19 protein-coding genes are annotated in these 22287 nt (G+C 61.2%); 10 read left to right on the forward strand and 9 right to left on the reverse strand.

Going from position 1 to position 22287, the window contains the following annotated elements; genetic code table 11:
* The 5 genes from IB246_RS03655 to IB246_RS03675 all read right to left on the reverse strand — a co-directional run bounded on the left by IB246_RS03655 (window position 1) and on the right by IB246_RS03675 (window position 6183).
* Window positions 1-1128 (reverse strand): acyl-CoA dehydrogenase, encoded by a 1128-nt coding sequence (locus IB246_RS03655; RefSeq protein ID WP_008026517.1) that lies wholly within the window; start codon window positions 1126-1128, stop codon window positions 1-3.
* A gap of 139 nt (window positions 1129-1267) precedes the next feature.
* Complete coding sequence (locus IB246_RS03660; protein ID WP_008038365.1) at window positions 1268-2461, reverse strand: acetyl-CoA C-acyltransferase; 1194 nt, start codon at window positions 2459-2461, stop codon at window positions 1268-1270.
* A gap of 12 nt (window positions 2462-2473) precedes the next feature.
* Window positions 2474-3235 (reverse strand): SDR family NAD(P)-dependent oxidoreductase, encoded by a 762-nt coding sequence (locus IB246_RS03665; RefSeq protein WP_008026522.1) that lies wholly within the window; start codon window positions 3233-3235, stop codon window positions 2474-2476.
* Window positions 3236-3251: 16 nt separating this feature from the next.
* Complete coding sequence (locus tag IB246_RS03670) at window positions 3252-4916, reverse strand: AMP-binding protein (RefSeq protein ID WP_008038364.1); 1665 nt, start codon at window positions 4914-4916, stop codon at window positions 3252-3254.
* Between the two features lie 250 nt (window positions 4917-5166).
* Window positions 5167-6183: an AraC family transcriptional regulator gene (locus IB246_RS03675; RefSeq protein ID WP_008038363.1), complete on the reverse strand. Its 1017-nt coding sequence runs from the start codon at window positions 6181-6183 to the stop codon at window positions 5167-5169.
* Window positions 6184-6458: 275 nt separating this feature from the next.
* Between IB246_RS03675 and efeU the strand changes: the two genes are divergently transcribed.
* The 5 genes from efeU to IB246_RS03700 all read left to right on the forward strand — a co-directional run bounded on the left by efeU (window position 6459) and on the right by IB246_RS03700 (window position 12124).
* On the forward strand, window positions 6459-7301 hold the full coding sequence (efeU, locus tag IB246_RS03680) for an iron uptake transporter permease EfeU (protein ID WP_008038362.1): 843 nt from the start codon (window positions 6459-6461) through the stop codon (window positions 7299-7301).
* Between the two features lie 110 nt (window positions 7302-7411).
* On the forward strand, window positions 7412-8611 hold the full coding sequence (gene efeO / locus IB246_RS03685) for an iron uptake system protein EfeO (RefSeq protein ID WP_008038361.1): 1200 nt from the start codon (window positions 7412-7414) through the stop codon (window positions 8609-8611).
* 17 nt (window positions 8612-8628) lie between these two features.
* A complete protein-coding gene (efeB, locus tag IB246_RS03690) occupies window positions 8629-9927 on the forward strand; it encodes an iron uptake transporter deferrochelatase/peroxidase subunit (protein WP_008038360.1) in 1299 nt (432 codons plus the stop codon).
* A 25-nt stretch (window positions 9928-9952) separates the two neighbouring features.
* Entirely contained in the window at window positions 9953-10777 is an 825-nt protein-coding gene (efeO, locus tag IB246_RS03695) for an iron uptake system protein EfeO (protein WP_008038359.1), read from the forward strand.
* 168 nt (window positions 10778-10945) lie between these two features.
* Window positions 10946-12124: an MFS transporter gene (locus tag IB246_RS03700; RefSeq protein ID WP_008038357.1), complete on the forward strand. Its 1179-nt coding sequence runs from the start codon at window positions 10946-10948 to the stop codon at window positions 12122-12124.
* Here the strand turns inward: IB246_RS03700 and pssA are convergent.
* Complete coding sequence (pssA, locus tag IB246_RS03705) at window positions 12119-13462, reverse strand: CDP-diacylglycerol--serine O-phosphatidyltransferase (RefSeq protein ID WP_008038356.1); 1344 nt, start codon at window positions 13460-13462, stop codon at window positions 12119-12121. The two genes, IB246_RS03700 and pssA, sit on opposite strands and share 6 nt — an antisense overlap.
* Window positions 13463-13667: 205 nt before the next feature.
* On the opposite strand from pssA, the gene IB246_RS03710 reads away from it, so the two are divergent.
* Window positions 13668-14231 carry a TetR/AcrR family transcriptional regulator gene (locus tag IB246_RS03710; RefSeq protein ID WP_008038347.1) on the forward strand — a complete coding sequence of 188 codons (564 nt, stop codon included), beginning with the start codon at window positions 13668-13670 and terminating at the stop codon, window positions 14229-14231.
* Between the two features lie 56 nt (window positions 14232-14287).
* The gene (locus tag IB246_RS03715; protein WP_008038345.1) at window positions 14288-14764 is read left to right on the forward strand and encodes a DUF1348 family protein; all 477 of its coding nucleotides are present in this window, start codon (window positions 14288-14290) and stop codon (window positions 14762-14764) included.
* A 118-nt stretch (window positions 14765-14882) separates the two neighbouring features.
* On the opposite strand, the gene sfnG is transcribed toward IB246_RS03715, so the two are convergent.
* Entirely contained in the window at window positions 14883-15974 is a 1092-nt protein-coding gene (gene sfnG, locus IB246_RS03720; protein ID WP_008038344.1) for a dimethylsulfone monooxygenase SfnG, read from the reverse strand.
* 333 nt (window positions 15975-16307) lie between these two features.
* Here sfnG and IB246_RS03725 point away from each other — a divergent pair, with 333 nt between their 5' ends.
* Window positions 16308-17546, forward strand: coding sequence for an acyl-CoA dehydrogenase family protein (locus tag IB246_RS03725; RefSeq protein WP_008038342.1), 1239 nt, complete (start codon window positions 16308-16310; stop codon window positions 17544-17546).
* Between the two features lie 182 nt (window positions 17547-17728).
* Window positions 17729-18508: a TSUP family transporter gene (locus IB246_RS03730; RefSeq protein WP_008038340.1), complete on the forward strand. Its 780-nt coding sequence runs from the start codon at window positions 17729-17731 to the stop codon at window positions 18506-18508.
* Here the strand turns inward: IB246_RS03730 and nudC are convergent.
* A complete protein-coding gene (gene nudC / locus IB246_RS03735; RefSeq protein WP_008026265.1) occupies window positions 18476-19306 on the reverse strand; it encodes an NAD(+) diphosphatase in 831 nt (276 codons plus the stop codon). The two genes, IB246_RS03730 and nudC, sit on opposite strands and share 33 nt — an antisense overlap.
* 7 nt (window positions 19307-19313) lie before the next feature.
* Window positions 19314-20126 (reverse strand): crotonase/enoyl-CoA hydratase family protein, encoded by an 813-nt coding sequence (locus IB246_RS03740; RefSeq protein WP_008026262.1) that lies wholly within the window; start codon window positions 20124-20126, stop codon window positions 19314-19316.
* Between the two features lie 555 nt (window positions 20127-20681).
* On the opposite strand from IB246_RS03740, the gene glgA reads away from it, so the two are divergent.
* A complete protein-coding gene (glgA, locus tag IB246_RS03745) occupies window positions 20682-22286 on the forward strand; it encodes a glycogen synthase GlgA (protein ID WP_008038338.1) in 1605 nt (534 codons plus the stop codon).
* The last annotated feature ends 1 nt before the right edge of the window (window position 22287 follow it).

Genomic DNA, 22287 nt, shown 5'->3' on the forward strand with positions numbered 1-22287 from the left:
TTAAAGACTGCGCGAAATGACCATGCGCTGAATATCGCTGGTGCCTTCGTAGATCTGGCATACCCGCACGTCGCGGTAGATCCGCTCCAGCGGGAAGTCGTTCAGGTAACCGTAACCGCCGAGGGTTTGCAATGCAGCAGAGCAGACCTTTTCGGCCATTTCCGAGGCGAACAGTTTGGCCATGGACGCTTCGACCAACGCCGGTTTGCCGCTGTCACGCAGCGCGGCGGCGTAATGCACCATTTGCCGGGCGACGGCGATCTGGGTCGCCATGTCCGCGAGGCGGAACGCAACGGCCTGATGCTCGATGATCGGTTTGCCGAAGCTCTCGCGCTCACGGGCGTAATCCCGCGCCGCTTCAAACGCGGCTCGGGCCATGCCCACCGATTGCGAAGCGATGCCGACGCGACCGCCTTCGAGGTTGGCCAGGGCAATTCGATAGCCTTCACCCTCCTCGCCCAAGCGGTTGGCCACCGGCACTTTGACGTCTTCGAACAGAATCTGGCAGGTGTCGGACGCATGCTGGCCGAGTTTGTCTTCGACGCGGGCGACTTTGTAGCCCGGTGAGTCGGTCGGCACGATCAGTGCGGTGATCCCGCGTTTGCCGGCGCTCGGGTCCGTCACTGCAAACACGATCACCACGCCGGCGTTCTGCCCGGAGGTGATGAACTGTTTGCAACCGTTCAGGACGTAATGATCGCCTTCCAGGCGCGCACGGGTTTTCAGGCCGCTGGCATCGGAGCCGGCCTGCGGTTCGGTCAGGGCGAAAGCGCCAAGCATTGCACCGCTGGCCAACGGTTTGAGAAAGCGTTCTTTCTGGTCGTCGTTGCCGTAGTTGAGGATCGGCACACAGCCGACCGAGTTGTGCACGCTCATGATGGTCGAGCAGGCGCCGTCGCCGGCGGCGATTTCTTCCAGGGCCATGGCGTAGGCCAGGTAACCGGTGTCGCACCCGCCCCACTGTTCGGGCACCAGCATGCCGAAGAAGCCCAGTTCAGCCATTTCGCCGATGGCTTCCTTGGGAAAACGGTGCTCACGGTCCCATTCGGCGGCGAACGGTTTCAGCCGTTCCTGGGCAAACTGCCGGGCCGCTTCGCTGATCTGCAGTTGTTCGTCATTGGGAATCATGGCAAATCCTTAAAATCCGGGGTACGACACAGAACTCTGTGGGAGCCAGCCTGCTGGCGATGGCGTCGTGTCAGTCACTGTCTGCTTTTATGACATACCGCATCGCCAGCAGGCTGGCTCCCACAGGGGGTAGGTTGGCCTAGTACAGGCATTCCACGGCCATCGCCGTGGCTTCGCCGCCGCCGATGCAGATCGCCGCAACGCCGCGTTTCAGGCCTTTCTGGCGCAGGGCCGAGAGCAAGGTCACGAGGATCCGCGCGCCGGACGCACCGATCGGGTGGCCCAAGGCGCAAGCGCCGCCGTGCACGTTGAGTTTCTCGTGGGGGATTTCCAGATGGGTCATCGCAGCCATGCCGACCACCGCGAAGGCTTCATTGACTTCCACCAGGTCCACGTCATTCAGCGACCAGCCGGTTTTCTTCATCAGCCGCTTGATTGCGCCGATCGGTGCCACCGGGAACAGGCCCGGCGTGTCGGCGAATGCCGCGTGGCCATGGATCACCGCCAGCGGTTTCAGGCCGCGCTTGTCCGCTTCGGAACGGCGCATCAGCACCAGCGCCGCCGCACCGTCGGAAATCGAACTGGAGTTGGCCGCCGTCACCGTGCCGCCTTCGCGGAAGGCCGGTTTCAGCGAGGCAATCTTGTCCAGTTTGGCTTTTGGTGGCTGCTCGTCGTTACTAATGACGACTTGCTCTTTGCCGACGGTCACGGTCAGCGGCACGATCTCGTCCTTGAAGCTGCCGTCCTTGATCGCCTGCTGTGCGCGGGTGGTCGAAGCGATGGCAAACGCATCCTGCGCTTCGCGGCTGAAGCCGTTGGTTTCAGCGCAATCTTCGGCGAAAGTGCCCATCAGGCGGCCCTTGTCGTAGGCGTCTTCCAGGCCGTCGAGGAACATGGAATCGAGCACACGGCCATGGCCCATGCGATAACCGCTGCGGGCGCGGTCCAGCAGGTATGGCGCGTTGGACATGCTTTCCATGCCACCCGCCACCACCACATCGGCACTGCCGGCGAGCAGCATGTCATGGGCCAGGATGGCCGCTTCCATACCGGAACCGCACATCTTGTTCAGGGTGGTGCAACGGGTCGATTTATCCAGCCCGGCGCCCAGTGCAGCCTGGCGCGCCGGGGCCTGGCCGAGGCCGGCGGGCAGCACGCAGCCAAACAGCACTTCTTCAACCGCGTCCGGCGCCACACCGGCGCGTTCGACGGCGGCGCGAATCGCGGCGGCACCCAATTGCGGTGCAGTCAGGCTTTTCAGTTCGCCCTGGAAACCGCCCATCGGGGTACGGACGGCGCTGACGATAACGATTGGATCGTGGGAAAGGGTCATGACAAATCCTCCTTACTTGGCGGCCATGCGCAAGGCACCGTCGAGACGGATCACCTCGCCATTGAGCATGCTGTTATCAATGATATGCCTGACCAGCTGCGCGTACTCGGCCGGTTTGCCCAAACGTGGTGGAAACGGCACCCCAGCGGCAAGGGAATCGCGGACTTCCGGGGTCATGCCGGCCATCATCGGCGTCTCGAAAATCCCTGGGGCGATGGTCATCACACGGATACCGAAGCGCGCCAGTTCACGAGCCGCCGGCAAGGTCAGGCTGACAATCGCGCCTTTCGATGCCGCATAGGCCGCCTGGCCGATCTGGCCGTCATAGGCTGCGGCGGAAGCGGTGTTGATGATCACACCGCGCTCGCCATCAGCATCCGGCTCGGTTTCGGCGATGGCCGCCGACGCCAGACGCAGCATGTTGAAGCTGCCGATCAGGTTGACGTTGATCACCTGGCTGAAACTGGCCAGTGCATGCGGACCGTTTTTGCCGAGGATCTTCTCGCCACGCACGATGCCGGCGCAGTTGACCAGACCGTTCAGGCCACCGAAGGCTTTGACCGTGGCCTGCACTGCCGCTTCCGCCGCCGCTTCATTGCTGATGTCCGCGACCACGCTTTGCGCGCCGAGACGTTCAGCCTGGGCCGCGACCGCTTCGGCGTTCATGTCCACCAGCATCACTTTGGCGCCGGCCGCGACCAGCATTTCAGCCGTGGCCGCGCCGAGCCCGGAGGCACCGCCGGTGACGAGAAAAACCTTGTTTTCGATCTGCATCATTGTTTCCTTGGATTCAAGCTGAAACGTTCTTCGCTGCGGCCTCTTGAGCCTTGGCGATTTCCTGGTTGCGCAAGATAAAGCGCTGCAATTTGCCGCTTGGGGTTTTCGGCAACTCGCTGACAAATTCGATTTCACGCGGGTAAGAGTGCGCGGCCAGACGTTTGCGTACATGTTGGCGCAGTTCTTCGGCCAACTCCGGCGCGGCGCGGTATTGCGCGCTGAGCACGACGAAAGCTTTGACCAGTTCGGTGCGTTCCGGATCGGGCTTGCCCACCACCGCGGCTTCGACGACGGCCGGGTGTTCGATCAATGCGCTTTCCACATCGAACGGGCCGACGCGATAGCCGGAAGTGGTGATCACGTCGTCACTGCGGCCGACGAAACTGATGCTGCCGTCCGGGTTCCACTCGACGGTGTCGCCGCTCAGGTAATAGTTGCCGACGAAGGCTTTGGTCGGTGCGCCTTCGTAGCCGTTGAACCAGCACATTGGCGACTGAGTGCGGTCGATGGCGAGGATGCCGGGTTGGCCGACACCCAGTTCCTTGTACTCCTCGTCCAGCACCACGATACGGTGGCCCGGCGAAGCAAAACCGGCGGCGCCCATGTGGATCGGATGATCGAGGCCGTGGTGGTTGCACAGGACCATGCCCAATTCGGTCTGGCCATAATGGTCGTGAATCACCACGCCGAGGTTGTCGGCAAACCAGCGGATCACTTCCGGGTTCAACGGCTCGCCGGCGCTGCTGACGATGCGCAGCTTGCCTTTGATCGACTTGGCGAACTCATCGCCACCGGCGATCAGCAGACGATAGGCGGTCGGTGAACCGGTGAGGTTGGTGATCCCGTACTTGTTGATCACCCGGCAGGTGCTTTCGAGGGTGAACGGGCCATCGTAAAAGGTGATCGGATGCCCCATCGCCATTGGCCCGGTGACGCCGAAATAGATGCCGTAGGCCCAACCCGGATCGGCGACGTTCCAGAACGCGTCTTCAGGGCGCAGGTCCACGGCGTCGCGGGTGTAACTCTCGAACGCGACGATTGCCTTGAGCGGCACCGACAGCGCTTTCGACGGGCCGGTGGTGCCAGAGGTGAACATCAGCAGGAACGGGTCTTCGCCGGTCAGTAGCACCGGTTCGCAGTCAGCGGAATAGTTGGCCAGTTCGGCCCAGAAACTGAAATCGCCACGGACGATGCCTTGGCCTTTTGCACCACCGACGGTGACGATGGTCGGGCAGTCGGCGACTTCAGCGAGTTTCGAGCGATTGACCGCGTCGGTCACCACCACTTTGGCGCCGGAGCTGCTCAAGCGATGCTCGATGGCCTTGGGGCCGAACGCGGTGAACAGCGGCTGATACACCGCGCCGATGCGCCAGGTGGCGAACACGGTGATCAACAATTCGATATTGCGCGGCAGCAGGCCGGCGACCTTGTCGCCTTTCTTTACGCCCTGCGCCAGCAGGAAATTGGCGAAACGTGCAGCCTTGTCCTGCAAGTCGCTGAAGGTGTACGTCGCACTGGTGCCGTCCCGGCCTTCCCAGAACAGCGCGATGCGACCTGGTAACGCATGCCGGTCGCAACACTCGACACAGGCATTGAGGGCCGTCAGGTTACCCGCAAGTGCGGCGTCGACGGTGTGCTGATAATTGAACTGTGACGTGGCAGACAAGTAATCGCGCATTGCCAGAATCCCTCGGTATTTTTATTAGGTTGGGGGAAGCGTAACCAACAGCGAAATACTCGCTCTGCGCGGGGGGTGGGGCAATGGTCAAAGCTATCAAGTTGTCTGACTGGTTTGGCCAAGATCCAACAGATGTGGCGCCGGGTTTGACGCCTTCGCGGGCAAGCCTCGCTCCTACAGGGGATCGCATTTCTCTGTAGGAGCGAGGCTTGCCCGCGAAGAGGCCCGCCCAATCACCACAAAACCCGGATCAGCTCGCTTCGGTCAGAATCAAACTCCGATAATGCCCCGGATTCGACCCCGACCATTTGCGAAACGCCTTGTAGAACGAGCTCGCATCGGCAAACCCCAGTCGCGTGGCGATTTCGGCGAAGCTGATACTTGGCTCCGCCAGCCAGACAATGGCCAGTTCCTTGCGCACGCTGTCCTTGAGGCCTTGATAGGTCTGCCCCTCCTCCGCCAGCCGCCGCCGCAAGGTCGAGGCCGACATGCACAGTTGCTGTGCCAGAGGTTCGGTTTCCGGCCACTGCTCGGCGGGCAATTGCCGCAAATCGTGCTTGATCCGACTCGCCAGACTCTCCGGGTCGCGGTACTTGACCAGAATATTGGCCGGCGCATGGGCCAGGAAGCGCTTGAGTTCTTCCGCGCTGCGCTTGATCGGCAGGTCCAGGCAATCGGCCGAAAAAATCATTCGGGTGCGTGGCCGGTCGAAACGCAGGTTCTCGGAAAACATCACCTGATAGTCATCACAGAAATCCGGTTCCGGGCAGCGCAACTCGATGGCCAGAATCGGAATCCGCCGCCCGGCCAGCCAACACGCAACGCCGTGAACGATCATCCAGTAGGTGAAATAGGTGAACGCGCGGCGAGGGTCCTGGTCGTCTTCCAGCAAGACGATTTCCGCGAGACTTTGCTGACGAACCAGCTGCGCGGGCAGGTGTTCGAGCATCAACGACAGAAACCCCAGCCCCGAAGTCATACCGGCGGCCAGGCTCGGCTGGACCATTGAGCAGCGGCACAGAAACTCCAGGCTGCCGGATTTGAGCTTGCGCGGGTCCATGCCAAAAAACTCATCGTCGCCACGCCGGGCCAGCAACCGCCACAAACGCGCATAGGCCGTGGCCGGGACGCGGGCAACGGCGGACTCCAGCAGCGCCGGATCGATACCGACCTTGCTCAACACCTCATCGGTGGCCGCGCCAGGGGCGCAACTTTGCAACAGCGCTTCACGCACCAGTTGAATGGAAATGGTGTCTTTTTCCGACATTGCGCGGGGTGTGCCCTGTTGTTTGAGTGGAGGGCATAGTAGCGCACAGCGACACAGTTCCGTAGGAGCGAAGCTTGCTCGCGAAAGCAGTGTGTCATTCAACATCCATAGTGACTGACATTGCCTCTTCGCGAGCAAGCCCGCTCCCACAGGGGATATGGGCGATGTTGAGGGTTGTTCAGGTTAGGTTCAGGTAAATGTCAACTATTGGCATTTGGGAATGAGTGTCATTATGTTACAAATTAGCACCCTATCTAATTCCACGACGGTGCTGAATGCTTGTTCCTTTTCTGATCATGCTGCGCGAAGGCATCGAGGCCGCATTGATCGTCGGCATCATCGCCAGCTACCTCAAGCAAACCGGTCGTGGCCAGTGGATGCCGGCCGTGTGGATCGGCGTGTTTCTCGCCGCCGCGCTGGCCCTGCTGGTGGGCGGTGGTCTGGAACTGGTCAGCGCTGAGTTCCCGCAGAAACAACAGGAACTGTTTGAAGGTGTGGTCGGCCTGGTGGCGGTCGGCATCCTCAGTTCCATGGTGTTCTGGATGCGCAAGGTGGCGCGTTCGATCAAGCATTCGCTGCACGTCTCCCTCGATCAGGCGTTGGCTGGCTCTAAACATCAGGTCACGGCGCTGATTGCCATGGTGTTTTTCGCCGTCGCCCGGGAAGGCCTGGAAACGGTGTTTTTCCTGCTCGCGGTGTTCCAGCAAAGCGAAGGCCCGGCGGCCCCGATTGGCGCCCTGCTCGGCCTGATTCTGGCGATCATCGTTGGTTTCCTCATTTACACCGGCAGCATGCGCCTGAACCTCGGCGCGTTCTTTCGCTGGACCGGGCTGTTCATCCTCGTGGTCGCGGCCGGCATTCTCGCCAACTCGGTGCAGGCGCTACATGAGGCCGGGGTGTGGAATCAGCTGCAAACCGTGTTGTTCGACTTCAGCGCGACGCTGCCAATGGACGGCCCGCTGGGCTCGGTGCTGGCCGGGATGTTCGGCTATCAGGACGCGCCCACCGTCAGCACCCTCGGCGCTTATCTGATTTACCTGCTGGTGGCGCTGGTGATGTTTTTTCTCCCGGCGCCACCTGTCCTCTGTAGGAGCGAGCCCGCTCGCGATGGTCGTTAACGATAACGCGTGAAACCAGATGCCCAGCGGCGCCTGTGGCTTTTTCGCGAGCAGGCTCGCTCCTACAGGGGCGTGCGCCAATGCATTTTTTCCAGTCAGTAAGGGCACCCATGTCAAATCAAGCCCCTCCCCAGGCCTCCCCTCCCCGCGCCTTGCGCTGGGCGGTGGCCGGTTCGGTGATCGTGATGATCGCCGCCGGCGGCCTGTTCTACTACGCCTCGAAAATGGCCGCGGCCAAACGCCAGGCCAACCATGACGAAGTGCTGGTGACCATTCACCCCCACAGCTGCGAGCCGAATGCGTTGACGGTGCCGGCCGGTCGCGCCAGTTTCCGCATCGTCAACCGCTCGGATCGCGCCGTTGAATGGGAAATCCTTGACGGCGTGCTGGTGGTCGAAGAACGGGAAAACATCGCGCCCGGCCTGAGTCAGGTGATCAACGCCAACCTGTTGCCCGGCGATTACGCGATCACCTGCGGCCTGCTGAGCAACCCGCGTGGCACGCTGCACGTGACACCAACCGCGGCGTCCGATGCCGCGGCCAAAGCCAAGCCGTCGATGGTGGCTTTCGTCGGGCCGTTGTCGGAATTCCGCGTTTACCTGAGCAGCCAGAGCACCGCGTTGATCAAAGCCGTCACCGCGCTTGAACAAGCCATCGAAGCCGGTGACCTGAGTCAGGCGCAAGCCTTGTACGTCCCGGCGCGCAGTGCCTATCAACGCATTGCCCCGGCCACACAACGCCTGGCGGAACTGGACAACACCATCAACGCCCGTGCCGATTACTTTGAAAAGCGTGAGCAGGACCCCGGCTTCGTGGGTTTCCATCGCCTGGAATATGCGCTGTTCCAGCAACGCAACCTCGACGGCCTGACACCGGTAGCCCAACAGCTGCTGACCGACGTCACCACGCTCAAGCAACAACTGCTCGCGCAATCGCTGCCCCCGGAACAACTGGTCAGCATCGTGGTGCGCAACCTCAATAACCTCGGAGATGTGCGCGCCAGCAGCGGTGAAGAAGAACGCTACAGCCACACCGACTTGTACGGTTTCGCCGGCAACCTCGAAGCTGCCCGCAAAGTCGTCGACCTGTTGCGCCCGTTGCTGACCAAGTCCGCCGCCGAACTGCTGCCGGCCCTCGACAGCACTGTCGCCAGCCTTGATTCCGAACTCAACGGTTTCAAGGTCAAGGACGGCTATGCGAGCTATGACACGGTCGGCGCCGCGCAACGCAAACAGATCGCCGACAAGGCCAAGGCACTGGCCGATGCACTCGATGGAATCGATCCCGCCCTTGGCCTTTCCGGCCTGTAGCAGAAGACGACATTCAGATGAACGATTCAGAGCAATTCAACCTCCAGCGTCGCCGGGTTTTGATGGGCATGGGTGCCGCCGGTGTCGCGTTGGCCGGTTCGGCATTGAGCTGCCCGGCCATGGCCGCCAGCCCCGCGCAAGTCACCGAAGCACCGAGCAGCGACAGGACCGAAGACCACCACGACTTCCACGGCCAGCACCAAAGCGGCATCGTCACGCCGCGCCCGGCGTCGGGCATGTTGGTGTCGTTTGATGTGTTGGCCAGTGACCGCGAAGACCTCGAACGGCTGTTCCGCACGCTTAATGAGCGCATCGCGTTCCTGATGAAGGGCGGCCCGGTGGCGCAGGTCGATCCGAAACTGCCGCCGGTGGATTCAGGGATTCTTGGCCCGGTGGTCACGCCGGACAACCTGACCATCACCGTCTCGGTGGGTGAATCGTTATTCGACGAACGCTTCGGCCTGGTCCACGCCAAACCGAAACGGCTGAGTCGCATGGTCGGTTTCCCCAACGATGCGCTGGAAGCCGATTGCTGCCACGGCGACCTGAGTCTGCAGTTCTGCTCCAACACCACCGACACCAACATCCACGCCCTGCGCGACATCGTGAAAAACCTGCCGGACTTGCTGCTGGTGCGCTGGAAACAGGAAGGCAGCGTGCCGCCCCAGGCACCGGCGAAACCCGGTGTGCCGGCGCAGAGTGCGCGTAACTTTCTGGGTTTTCGCGACGGCTCGGCCAACCCCGATTCCAACGACGCCAAGGCCATGGATCGCATCGTCTGGGTCCAGCCCGGCAGCGACGAACCGGCGTGGGCCGTCAATGGCAGCTATCAAGCGGTGCGGATCATCCGCAACTTCGTCGAACGCTGGGACCGCACGCCGTTGCAGGAGCAGGAAAGCATTCTCGGCCGGGTCAAAAGCACCGGCGCCCCCATGGGCGGTGCCCACGAAACCGAGGTGCCGGACTACGCCAAGGACCCGGAAGGCAAGCTGACCAAGCTCGACGCGCACATTCGCCTGGCCAACCCGCGCACTGCCGCGAGCCAGGCCAACCTGATCCTGCGCCGGCCGTTCAACTACTCCAACGGCGTGAACAAGAACGGTCAGCTGGACATGGGGTTGCTGTTCATCTGCTATCAGGCCGACCTGGAAAAAGGCTTCATCACCGTGCAAACCCGGCTCAACGGCGAGCCGCTCGAGGAGTACCTCAAGCCGGTCGGCGGCGGGTACTTCTTCACCCTGCCGGGTGTGACGGGCGACCAGGATTTCATCGGTCGCTCGCTGCTCAACGCCACACAAACAAAAGCCACCGCCTAACCAACCCCCAACACGGAACCGTCCCATGAAAAAGTCGCCACTCGCGTTATTGCTGACCCTTGGTTTGCTCAACACCCCGTTTTCGGCTTTCGCGGCGACGGCGCCGCTGGAACTGGTGGGGCCGATTTCGGATTACAAAATCTACGTCACCGAGCAACTGGACGAACTGGCCAGCCACACTCAGAAATTCACCGATGCGGTGAAGAAAGGTGATCTGGCCACCGCGCAAAAACTCTACGCGCCGACCCGGGTTTACTACGAATCGATCGAGCCGATTGCCGAGCTGTTCAGTGACCTCGACGCCTCCATCGACTCCCGTGTCGACGACCACGAAAAAGGCGTGAAAGCCGAAGACTTCACCGGTTTCCACCGCATCGAATACTCGCTGTTTTCCGAGAAGAGCACCAAGGGCCTGGGCGAACTGGCCGATGGCTTGAACAAAGACGTCAAGGACCTGCAAACCCGCGTGGCCGGCCTGACCTTCCCGCCTGAAAAAGTGGTGGGCGGCGCGGCGGCGCTGCTGGAAGAAGTCGCCGCCACCAAGATCTCCGGCGAAGAGGATCGTTACAGCCACACCGACCTGTATGACTTCCAGGGCAATATCGACGGCGCGAAGAAAATCGTCGACCTGTTCCGTCCGCAGATCGAGAAGCAGGACGCGGCGTTCATTGCCAAGGTCGACAAAAACTTTGCCACGGTGAACAAGACGCTGGCGAAGTACAAAACCAGGGATGGCGGTTTTGAGACCTATGACAAAGTGAAGGACAGCGACCGCAAGGCGCTGGTCGGGCCGGTGAATACGTTGGCTGAGGATTTGTCGACGTTGCGTGGGAAACTTGGGTTGAATTGATTTTTTGTAGCGTTTGAGCGGGCCCCTTCGCGGGCAAGCCTCGCTCCTACAGGGGATCGCATACCTCTGTAGGAGCGAGGCTTGCCCGCGAAGGCATTTTCAGCCCCTACACATTCCCCTCCTGCTACCATCCCCCGCCAATAATAAAAGCTCACGGAAGACTCACCCATGTCCGCTTCAACCTTCGACCTGCGCCCGCTCATGGTCGCCAACATGGCCTGCACCATGGCAATGATGGCGTTCGTTTCTTTGATCGGGCCCATCGCCCGGGTGTTGGGCCTGGCCACCTGGCAGGCCGGTGCGGCGGTGACGGTGTCCGGGGTGATCTGGATGGTGCTGGCGCGTCCATGGGGTCAGGCCAGCGACCGCTTTGGACGACGGCGCATTCTGTTGCTCGGCACTGCGGGATTCACCCTCGCCTATTGGGCCTTGTGCCTGTTCATCGACACGTCTTTGCGATTCCTGCCTTCAGCGGCGCTGGCGTTTATCGGGCTGATGCTCGGACGCGGGCTGATCGGGGTGTTCTATGCGGCGATTCCGGTGGGTTGCAATGCGTTGATTGCCGACAACGTCGAGCCGCAACACCGCGCCAAAGCCATGGCCGCGCTGGGCGCTGCCAACGCCTGCGGGCTGGTGGTCGGCCCGGCGATAGCGGCGTTGCTGTCCCGATACAGCCTGAGCCTGCCCTTCTACGCCATGGCGTTTCTACCGCTGATGGCATTCCTCGTGCTGCGTTACAAACTCAAGGCCCAGGAACTGCACTTGCGTCAGGCACCGCGCAAGGTGCACCTCAACGATCCACGGTTGCGCCGGCCCATGGCGGTCGCGTTCGTGGCGATGCTGTGCGTTTCTGTCGCGCAGATCACCGTTGGCTTCTTCGCCATCGATCGACTGGGCATGAGCCCGGCCGACGCCGCGCAAACGGCCGGTATCGCCCTGACCATGGTCGGCTTCGCGTTGATCTGTTCGCAGCTGGTTGTGCGTCGACTGGAATGGCCGCCGCTACGGCTGATCCGGGTCGGCGCGATGGTCGCTGCGCTGGGGTTTTCCGGCAGCATCATGGTCGATTCGGCGTGGGGGTTGTGGCTGGGGTTCTTTGTCTCGGCGAGCGGCATGGGCCTGATTTTCCCGTCCTTCGCCGCGCTTGCCGCCAATGCGGTCGAGGCCTCGGAGCAAGGCGCGACCGCAGGTTCCATCGGCGCCGCCCAAGGGTTCGGCGTGGTGATCGGGCCGTTGACCGCCACGCTGATCTACGGCATCGAACCGCGTTTGCCGTATCTGGTGGCGGCTGCGCTGTTGCTGCTGGTGGCCCTGTGGCCAGGGCCCCGGCAGTGTCAGGCTTTATAGGATGCGATAGAGCAAGCGTTCAATGCGCACACGACTGACACGCTTGAGGAACTTGGCCACGCCCGCCGGGTAATCCGGCAGGGTTTGCAGGTCCTGATAACGCTCGATGCGCGTGGTGTGCTGGAAAATCTCCGCCAGCTCACTGCGACGCGGCTCCAGCAATTCACCTTTGGGGTCATCAATCAGCAGCGCGTTTTCCAGGTCGAGACGGAATGCGCGCGGATTGAGGTTGTTGCCGGTCAGCAAGGTGTAACGCTGATCGACCCACATGCCTTTCAGGTGATAGGTGTTATCGCCGTCCTTCCACAGGTGCAGGTTCAACTGGCCGCTGTCGACGCTGCGATGATGACGCTTGGCGAAACGCCGCAAGCTGATCTCGTAGAGGTACGGCAACGCCGAGATCACCTTGAACGGCTCGCTCGGCGGGATGTAGAAGTCGTTGGCCGTTTTGTCGCCGACCACGATGTCGATCTTCACACCGCGGGCCAATGCCCGGTTGATCTCCCGGGTCACCGCCAACGGCAGGTTGAAGTACGGCGTGCAGATCGTCAGTTGATGCTGGGCACTGGCGATCAACTCGCAGATTACCCGGCTCAACGGGTTGTTCTTGCCGACCCCAAGCAATGGGCTGACCGACAAACCGTCTTTAACCGTGGTGCCCGTCGTGGTGTCGTACGCCGCATGTTTCAGGCGGCTGCGCAGGTCGCCGATGTCGTGGCGCAGGCTGCGGGTGGTCGGCAGGTTCGGCAAATCGAGGCGATGCACCGCTTTCGAGGCGACCAGGCCGTGCTGAACCAGGTGCTGCATCGAATCGGCCAGGGCGCCGTTGTGCAGCAGGTGATAACGGTCGTAGCGGTATTTGTCGAATTTGTGCAGATAAACGTTGTTCAGGCTCGCACCGCTGTAGATCACGCAGTCATCGATCACGAAGCCCTTCAAATGCAGCACGCCGAACAGCTCGCGGGTCTGCACTGGCACACCGTACACCGGGACCACGCTGGCGTGGGTTCGGGTGGTTTCCTGATACCACGCCGAATTGCCCGGCTGTTTGCCGGCACCGATCAAGCCACGCTGGGCGCGCAGCCAGTCGACGACGACCACCACGTCCAGTTCCGGACGCGCCAGTTTGGCAGCATGCAAGGCATCGAGAATTTCCTGGCCGGCTTCATCCTGTTGCAGGTACAGCGCGACGATATAGATGCGCCGGGTCGCCTGGGCAATTTTTTCCAACAGGCAACGACGGAATTCGGCAGCGCCAGAGAGGATGGTGACGGCATCGGCGGTCAGCGGAAAACTGCGCAGTTTGGGCAGCAGAGAGCGTTTGAAAAGCGACGGCATAGGGCTCGCAATGGGTCGAATCCGGAGAGGTTGAGAGCTTACACCATGGAGGGGTTTGGGTCTTGTTACGGTCTGTAATGACCCCTTCGCGGGCAAGCCTCGCTCCTACACCTCTGTAGGAGCGAGGCTTGCCCGCGAAGGCGATTTCATGGTCGCCACAAAATAATATTTGACCAAGGAGAACGATCGTTCTACTGTATGCCCCATGAACGAAATCACTAGCAACGACACACGCGACATCATTCTGGATGTCACCGAAAAGTTGATCTACAAAAGTGGCATCGCTGCCACGGGCATGGATCTTCTGGTGAAAACCGCCGGCGTCTCCAGAAAGAGCGTCTACCGCTACTTCGCCAACAAGGAGGAGTTGACCGTCGCCGCCCTGCAACGCCGCGACGTGCGCTGGATGCTCTGGTACAGAAGTGCCGTCGACCAGGCCGAAACCCCGGCCGACCGGCTACTCAACCTGTTTACCGTGCTCAAGGCCTGGTTTGCCTCCGAAGGCTTCCGTGGCTGCGCTTTCATCAACACCAGCGGTGAAACCGGCGACCCGCAAGACCCGGTCCGGCTGGTCGCCAAAGAACACAAACAGAAGCTGCTCGACTACGTGCGCGAGCTCTGCACCGAACATGGCGCAACCGACCCGGAGACGCTGGCCAAACAGCTGCTGATCCTGATCGATGGCGCCATTACCGTGGCGCTTGTCATGGGTGATCACAGTGCCGCCGATAATGCGCAATGCATGGCGCGAAAGTTATTGGACCTGTAACACTTTAAACAAGCCCGACAACTTGCTTGAACTTTAATCTTATTGGGAGACTTTAAATGTCTAACGCCGAAGTTCGTCCGCCATTGCCGCCGTTTACCCGTGAATCGGCCATCGAAAAAGTTCGCCTGGCCGAAGATGGCTGGAACTCCCGTGATGCAGAGCGTGTGTCTCTGGCCTACACACTGGACACCAAATGGCGCAACCGCGCCGAATTCGCCTACAACCGTGAAGAAGCCAAAGGTTTCCTGACGCGCAAATGGGCCAAGGAACTGGACTATCGACTGATCAAGGAACTCTGGGCGTTCACCGGCAACCGCATCGCCGTGCGCTACGCCTATGAATGGCACGACGACTCAGGCAACTGGTTCCGTTCCTACGGCAACGAAAACTGGGAGTTCGACGAGAACGGCCTGATGGCCAACCGGTTCGCCTGCATCAACGACATGCCGATCAAGGAAAGCGACCGCAAGTTCCACTGGCCGCTGGGGCGTCGCCCGGATGATCATCCAAGTTTGTCCGACCTGGGCTTGTAAACGCATATCCCCCTTGTAGGAGCCGGCTTGCTGGCGATGGCGTCATAACATTCAACGATGATGTTGATTGTGAAATCGCTATCGCCAGCAAGCCGGCTCCTACAAGTTTTTGTGGTGGTCAGGCGACTTCGGCTTGTTTCACGTTGGCCTCGGCCTCCAGCTCCCGCACCAACGGCAGCACCCGCTTGCCGAAGTACTCCACCTCTTCCTGAAAGTGCAGAAACCCCGCCAGCACCAAATCCACGCCCACCGCTTTCAACGCCACAATCCGCTCGGCAATTTGCCGCGGCGTGCCGATCAGGTTGGTCTTGAAGCCGTCGTTGTACTGCACCAGATCCTCGAACGTTGATTTGGCCCAATTACCCTCGCCTTCCGGTGATGCCCTGCCCGCCTGTTTCGCCGCATCGCCAAAGGCATTCACCGCTTCCGGATCAGCCTGATCGATGATCTGCGCCAGCACTGCGCGTGCTTCTTCTTCGGTGTCGCGGGCGATGACGAACGCGTTGACCCCGACCTTCACCGAGTGATTGTTCGCGGCGGCCTTGCTGCGGATATCGTCGACTTGCGCCTTGATGCCTTCCGGCGTGTTGCCGTTGGTGAAGTACCAGTCCGAAACTCGCGCCGCCATGTCCCGTGCTGCACGGGAGCTGCCGCCCTGGAAGATTTCCGGCTGACCCAGTGGTTTCGGTTTGAGGCTGTAATTGTCGAAGCGGTAAAAGTCGCCGCGAAAGGTGAAGTTGTCCTGGCTCCAGATGCCTTTGAGCGAGCGAATGAATTCTTCGGAGCGGCGATAGCGCTCGTCATGCTCCAGCCAGTGTTCGCCGATGGCCTGGAATTCACCCTTGAACCAACCACTGACGATGTTCACCGCGATGCGGCCGTTGGTCAGTTGATCGATGGTCGCCAGTTGCTTGGCCGCGAGCGCGGGTTGCCAGGGGCCGGGCAGGATCGCCGCGATGACTTTCAATGTGGTGGTGGCGGCGAGCAGCGCGTGGCTGAAGACGACCGATTCATGCTGGTACTCGGCACCGTAACCGGCGGTGAAGCGAATCTGCGTCAGGGCATATTCGAACCCCGCCGCTTCAGCCAGTTGCGCCAGTTTGCGGTTGTAGTCGATGCCCCAGTGGGTGCGTTGTTCGATCTTGCTGACCACCAGCCCGCCGCTGACGTTCGGCACCCAGTAGGCAAATTTGACGGCTTGCTGACTCATTGACGTGTCCTCGGGACGTTAGGAAGTCCTGGGGTGAGAGCAGCAACCGTGCCAGTGCTTTCCTGTACCGACCGAAGCCCCCTGTGGGAGCGAGCCTGCTCGCGATGGCGGTGTGTCAGCCAACAAAAGTGTTGTATGTGCAACCGCCATCGCGAGCAGGCTCGCTCCCACATGGGTCTGGGTGTGTCAGGGCAATTTGCTGCGGCGCTGTTGGCCCAGCAACAGTTCAAGCAGAATCTGAATCCCTACGCTTCAGTAAATCCTGGCCGCCCCTCTCCGGCATGGACCATGCAATCCCCCTTGGCATCCACTGCCGATCCAAGGAGCTGTCCCATGACCGAACACCAGGTAATCAATCCGCTGTCCATTGGCACTGACTATGAAGCGCTGGCCGCGAGATTCCGTCCTGTTTTCCAGCGCATCGCCGCCGGTGCCATTGAGCGTGAACAATCGCGCAGTCTGCCTTACGAGCCCATCCAGTGGCTGAAGGAAGCCGGTTTCGGCGCGGTGCGGGTGCCGGCGGAATATGGGGGTGGCGGCGCCTCCCTGCCGCAGCTGTTTGAGTTGCTGATCGAACTGGCCGAAGCCGATTCCAACGTGCCCCAGGCACTGCGCGGGCATTTCGCGTTTGCCGAGGACCGCTTGAACGCCACGCCAGGGCCGGCACGGGACCTGTGGTTCAAACGCTTTGTCGACGGCGACATTGTCGGCTGTGCCTGGACAGAAATCGGCAATGTGGCGATTGGCGACGTGATCACTAAAGTCTCGCCCAACGGCGACGGCTGGCGGCTCAACGGTGAAAAGTTCTACAGCACCGGCAGCCTGTTTTCCGACTGGATCGACGTCTACGCCCAGCGCAGTGATACCGGCGGCGATGTCATCGCAGCGGTGCGCACCCGACAACCGGGGATCGTGCAAAGCGATGACTGGGACGGTTTCGGTCAGCGCACCACGGGCAGCGGCACGTCGCAGTTTATCGACGCCGAGGTGGACGCCGAAAACGTCATCGACTTCGCCACCCGTTTCAAATACCAGACGGCGTTCTATCAGCTCGTGTTGTTGGCCACGCTGGCCGGAATCGGTCGCGCCGCGTTGCGCGACGTGGCGCATCAGGTAGGTGAACGCAAACGTATTTACAGCCATGGCAATGCCCAGCGCGTCAGCGAGGATTCACAAGTTCAACAAGTCGTCGGTGAGGTGGCGGCGCTGGTGTACGCCGCCGAAGCGAGCGCGTTGAAGGCTGCACAACCGGCGCAGCGGGCGTATCTGGCGCGGTTTTCGGGGGATGACGCGCTGGAGCGGGCCGCGAATGTTGCAGCGGAGCTCGAATCGGCGAAAGCGCAGGTGGTGGTGTCGGAGCTGATTCAGCGGGCGACCACCGAGCTGTTCAATGCGCTGGGGGCTTCGGATGTGCGTCAGGGCAAGTCGCTGGACCGGCATTGGCGTAATGCGCGGACCGTGTCTTCGCATAATCCGGTGATCTACAAGGCGCGGATTGTCGGGGATTGGGAGATTAACGGGACTGAACCGCCGTTTGTGTGGCAGATCGGGAATGGGCCGGCCGCCAAGTGATGTAGCGCCTGCGAGTCAGTCTTCGCGGGCAAGCCTCGCTCCTACAGGGGAATACACTTAACCGTAGGAGCGAGGCTTGCCCGCGAAGAGGCCAGACCAGTCGCCGCAGAAGTTGGATATAGGTAAGATATCGGCCCTTCCCCGCAGCCCTTTGCTGCACCCCGCCGAATAAGCCCATTTCCATGCCTTTCGAACTCAGCGTTGACCTCACCACCCTCGCCATCCTGGCCGTCGTCGCCTTCATTGCCGGTTTCATCGACGCCATTGCCGGCGGCGGCGGTCTGTTGACCACGCCGGCGCTGTTGACCGCTGGCCTGCCGCCGCATCTGGTGCTGGGCACCAACAAACTCAGTTCGACCTTCGGCTCGGCCACCGCCAGTTTCACCTTCTATCGACGCAAACTGTTCCATCCCCGGCAGTGGGTGCACGCCATCGTCGGCACCTTGGTCGGCGCGCTGACCGGTGCCGTGGTCGCGCATTACCTGCCCGCCGAATGGCTGAACAAAATGCTGCCGGTTATCGTGTTCGCCTGCGGCCTTTACCTGTTGTTCGGTGGCACGCCGAAAGCGCCGCTGGACAGCGAAGCACCGATCAAGAAAAAGTGGCAATCGACCCAAGGCTTCAGCCTCGGTTTCTACGACGGTGTGGCCGGCCCCGGCACTGGCGCGTTCTGGACCGTGAGCAGCCTGCTGATGTACCCCATCGATCTGGTGAAGGCCAGCGGCGTGGCGCGCAGCATGAACTTCGTCAGCAACATTGCAGCGCTGTCGGTGTTCATCTTTTCCGGGCAAGTGGACTGGATCATCGGCCTGAGCATGGGCCTGTCGGTGATGGTCGGTGCGTTCTTCGGTGCGCGCTCCGCCATCAGCGGCGGAGCCAAGTTCATTCGCCCGGTGTTCATCACCGTGGTGCTGGGCCTGACAGTGCGCCTAGCCTGGCAGCACTGGTTCAGCGTGGCCTAAGCGCCGCGCCACATAGACGTCGATCAGGTAACGGGCAATCGAGCGTGACGCCGGCAACGGCGGCAGCTCGTGCACGTTGAACCACTGGGCGTCCTCGATCTCGTCCTCCTGGCAGACAATCTCGCCCCCGGCGTACTCGGCGTGGAAGCCGAGCATCATCGAGTGCGGGAACGGCCAGCACTGGCTGCCCATGTACTGGATGTTCTTGACCTCGATCTGCACCTCTTCACGCACCTCGCGAATCAGGCAGTCTTCAGCGGACTCACCCGGTTCGGCAAAACCCGCCAGCGTGCTGTAGACCCCGGTGACAAACCGTGGCGAGCGCGCCAGCAAGACTTCATCGCCACGGGTGATCAGCACGATCATGCTCGGCGAAATCCGCGGGTAATAGCGCAAATTGCACGGCTCGCAATACATCGCCCGCTCACGCGGCACCTGCAAGGTCGCCTGCCCGCAGTTGCCGCAAAAGCGGTGTTCACGGGCCCAGGTGCCGATCTGCGCGGCATAACCCAGCACTTTGTAAACCGCGTGATCGCCATCGAGCATGAACGCCCGCAAGCCTTTCCAGTTGCAGCCCGGCACTTCGCTGTGACTGCGCAGCTCCAACAGGTAGACCGGTTCGCCATCCAGATGACCGATGCCGTGCTCGGCCAGAACCGGCAGGTCCTGACGCTTGAGCCATTCACGCGGGAACAGCGCGCCATTGTCGTCGAACAGGAAGCCTTCGGGGCTGCGCGCAACGGCCCAGCCGCCCGGTTGATCGGTGTCCAGTACTGCAGTGGTCCAGCGTGAAGTCATTTTTCAATCAATCCAGAAATTCGGGTTTCTGTTTGCTCATATGGGCGGCCATGGCCACGCGCAAGTCAGTGGATTGCAGCATGGCGGCGTTCCAGGTAGCGACGTATTCAAGGCCGTCGTCAATGCGATGGTCACGCATGTAGCTGATCATCTCTTTGGTGCCGGTGATCGCAATCGGCGACTTGCCGGCGATGTCCCGGGCAATGCCCATGACACCGTCGAGCAGGCTGGCGGCGTCGCTGTAGACGCGATTGACCAGGCCGATACTGCGCGCTTCCTCGGCGCCAAACGAGCGACCAGTGTAAGCCAGTTCACGCAGCATGCCGTCACCGATGATCCGCGGCAAGCGTTGCAAGGTGCCAACGTCGGCGGCCATGCCGATGTCGATTTCCTTGATCGAGAATTGCGCGTCTTCGGCGGCATAACGCATGTCGCAGGCGGCAATCAGGTCGATCGCGCCACCCAGGCAATAACCCTGGATTGCTGCCAGCACCGGCTTGCGGCAGTTGTCGACGGCATTGAAGGACGCTTGCAGCGCGAGGATCTTGCGGCGCAGCAGGCGCGCATTGCGGCCGACGTCCTTGCCCAGCTCATTGGCCACGCCGGCCAGCATCATCAGGTCGATACCGGAGGAAAAATGTTTGCCGGCGCCGCTGAGCACCACCACCCGGACTTCGTCGGTGTCATCGATCCACTGGAAGATCTCAATGATCTCGCTCCAGAACGCGGCGTTCATCGAGTTGATCTTTTCCGGACGATTGATCTGCACATGGGCAATTTTATCGGCCAGTTCGACGGTGAACGCAGTGTACTGAGACATGGCAGTGATCCTTTACCGGGCAAAAAATGAGGCCCGAACTATAACAAGGCAACCCGCGCCGCAGTAAGGCAGCGGTTCGGCCAAAAGCGGGACCTGCGAACGCACCACAACAGTGCGCAGCCGTAATCGCCCTCGCACATTCGTGTGACTGCCAGGTTACTTTTTGGGGCCGAATCGCGAAAAAACACGCCCTTCGTCGGGGCGTTTGGCTGCCTATCCGGTACGTCCGTACCGCTTTGAACCGATTGTCGAACAATTTTGCCAACTGGCCTTCACCGCTCTAAGTTCTGGCCTAGACTCCTTTTCGCGGGGCAAAACCGGTCGGTCACAAAGTGTCAAAAAAATCGAAACTTTTGCCATTTGTGGCCGGTCCTCTGAAAGGTAGGTGCGTTGCGACTGGTGCAATCCTTGCAACGGCCACTCCAGCCATTCTGCTTTAACGCATGGGCAGCGTTTGCTCACCGATGCGTAGCGCGTTTGCGCCCGGCCACAGGATTTGGCCACGAAACACCGTTTGCCAGACCTAGAATTAGATCAACAACACGGGAGATTCATATGATCAGTACGGCATTAGATATCCAGGGAGAACGTGCTCATCAGCAGGTCGGCGAAACGAGCGCCGTGAGCGCCGTGAGCGCCGTGAGCGCCCCAAGTGCCCAATCGATCAACGTCACGGGTACCAAGACGTTGACGCCGGTGGTCAGTCAGAATCCCAACAGAAAGAAAGTGTTGTTTGTGACCTCGGAAATCGCCGACCTGGTGAAGACCGGCGGTCTGGGTGACGTTTCCGCGGCGCTGCCCCGGGCCATGGCGAAATTGCACGATGTGCGTGTGCTGATCCCCGGTTACCCGCAAGTGCTGCACAGCGAAAACCCGATCCACATTATTGGTGAGCTCGGCGGTCATGCCGCGCTGCCTGCCTGCAAGATCGGGCGCATGGACATGCCTGACGGCCTGGTCATTTACGTGTTGATCTGCCCTGAACTCTACGAGCGCGAAGGTTCACCTTACGGCGCCAACAACGGCCGCGACTGGCCGGACAACCATATTCGTTTCGCCCGCCTGGGCCTGGCGGCTGCCGACATCGCCGCCAACCTCGCGCAAATCCACTGGTGCCCGGACCTGGTGCACGCCCATGACTGGCCCGCCGGCCTGGCCCCCGCCTACATGCACTGGCGCGGTCAACGCACGCCGACGCTGTTCACCATTCACAACCTCGCTTATCAAGGCGTGACCAGCCTGGGGTCGTGCCCCGAGCTAGGCATTCCCGCGCATGCCCTGCAACAGGAAGGCATGGAGTTTTACGGCAAGATGTCGTTCCTCAAGGCCGGCATGGCTTATTCGAGCCACATCACCACCGTCAGCGCCACCTACGCCCAGGAAATCACCACGCCGGCCTTCGGCTGCGGCCTCGACGGTTTTCTCGCCGCCAAGACCCAGCAAGGCCTGCTCAGCGGGATTCCCAATGGCATCGATGAGAGCTGGGACGCCGCCACTGACAGCCACCTGTTCCGTCCGTTCAGCATCGGTGACTGGGAAGGCAAAGCGGTCAACGCGGCGCACGTGCGCGAGCTGTTCGGGCTGGACGACTCCGAAGGTCCGCTGTTCGCCGTGGTCTCGCGCCTGGTCTATCAGAAAGGCCTGGACCTGACGGAAGCCGTGTCCGAGTACATCGTCAAATCCGGTGGCCAGATCGCGATCATCGGGCGCGGCGAGCCGGAAGAAGAACAGGCAATGCGTGAACTGGCACTGCGCTTTCCAGGGCAGATCGGCGTGCGCATCGGCTTCAACGAAACCGACGCCCGCCGCATGTTCGCCGGCAGCGATTTCCTGCTGATGCCCTCGCGTTATGAACCGTGCGGCTTGAGCCAGATGTACGCCCAGCGTTTTGGTTCGTTGCCGGTGGCACGCAACACCGGCGGCCTGGCCGACACCATCGAAAATGGCGTGACCGGTTTCCTGTTCGACGAATCCACGGTCGAGAGCTATCAGGAAGCCCTGAGTCGAGCCTTCAAGGTGTTCGCCTTTCCTGGCTTGCTCAATGCCATGCGTTGCCGGGCCATGGCCGCACCGTTCAACTGGTGCAAAGCCGTCGAACCCTACGCCGAACTCTACGAACAGCTGGTGGCTAAAGCGCTGGGGAAATCGAACAAACAGTAAG

This window comes from Pseudomonas sp. PDM01, from assembly GCF_014852325.1.
In the GTDB taxonomy this organism is placed as follows: Bacteria; Pseudomonadota; Gammaproteobacteria; order Pseudomonadales; family Pseudomonadaceae; genus Aquipseudomonas; species Aquipseudomonas migulae.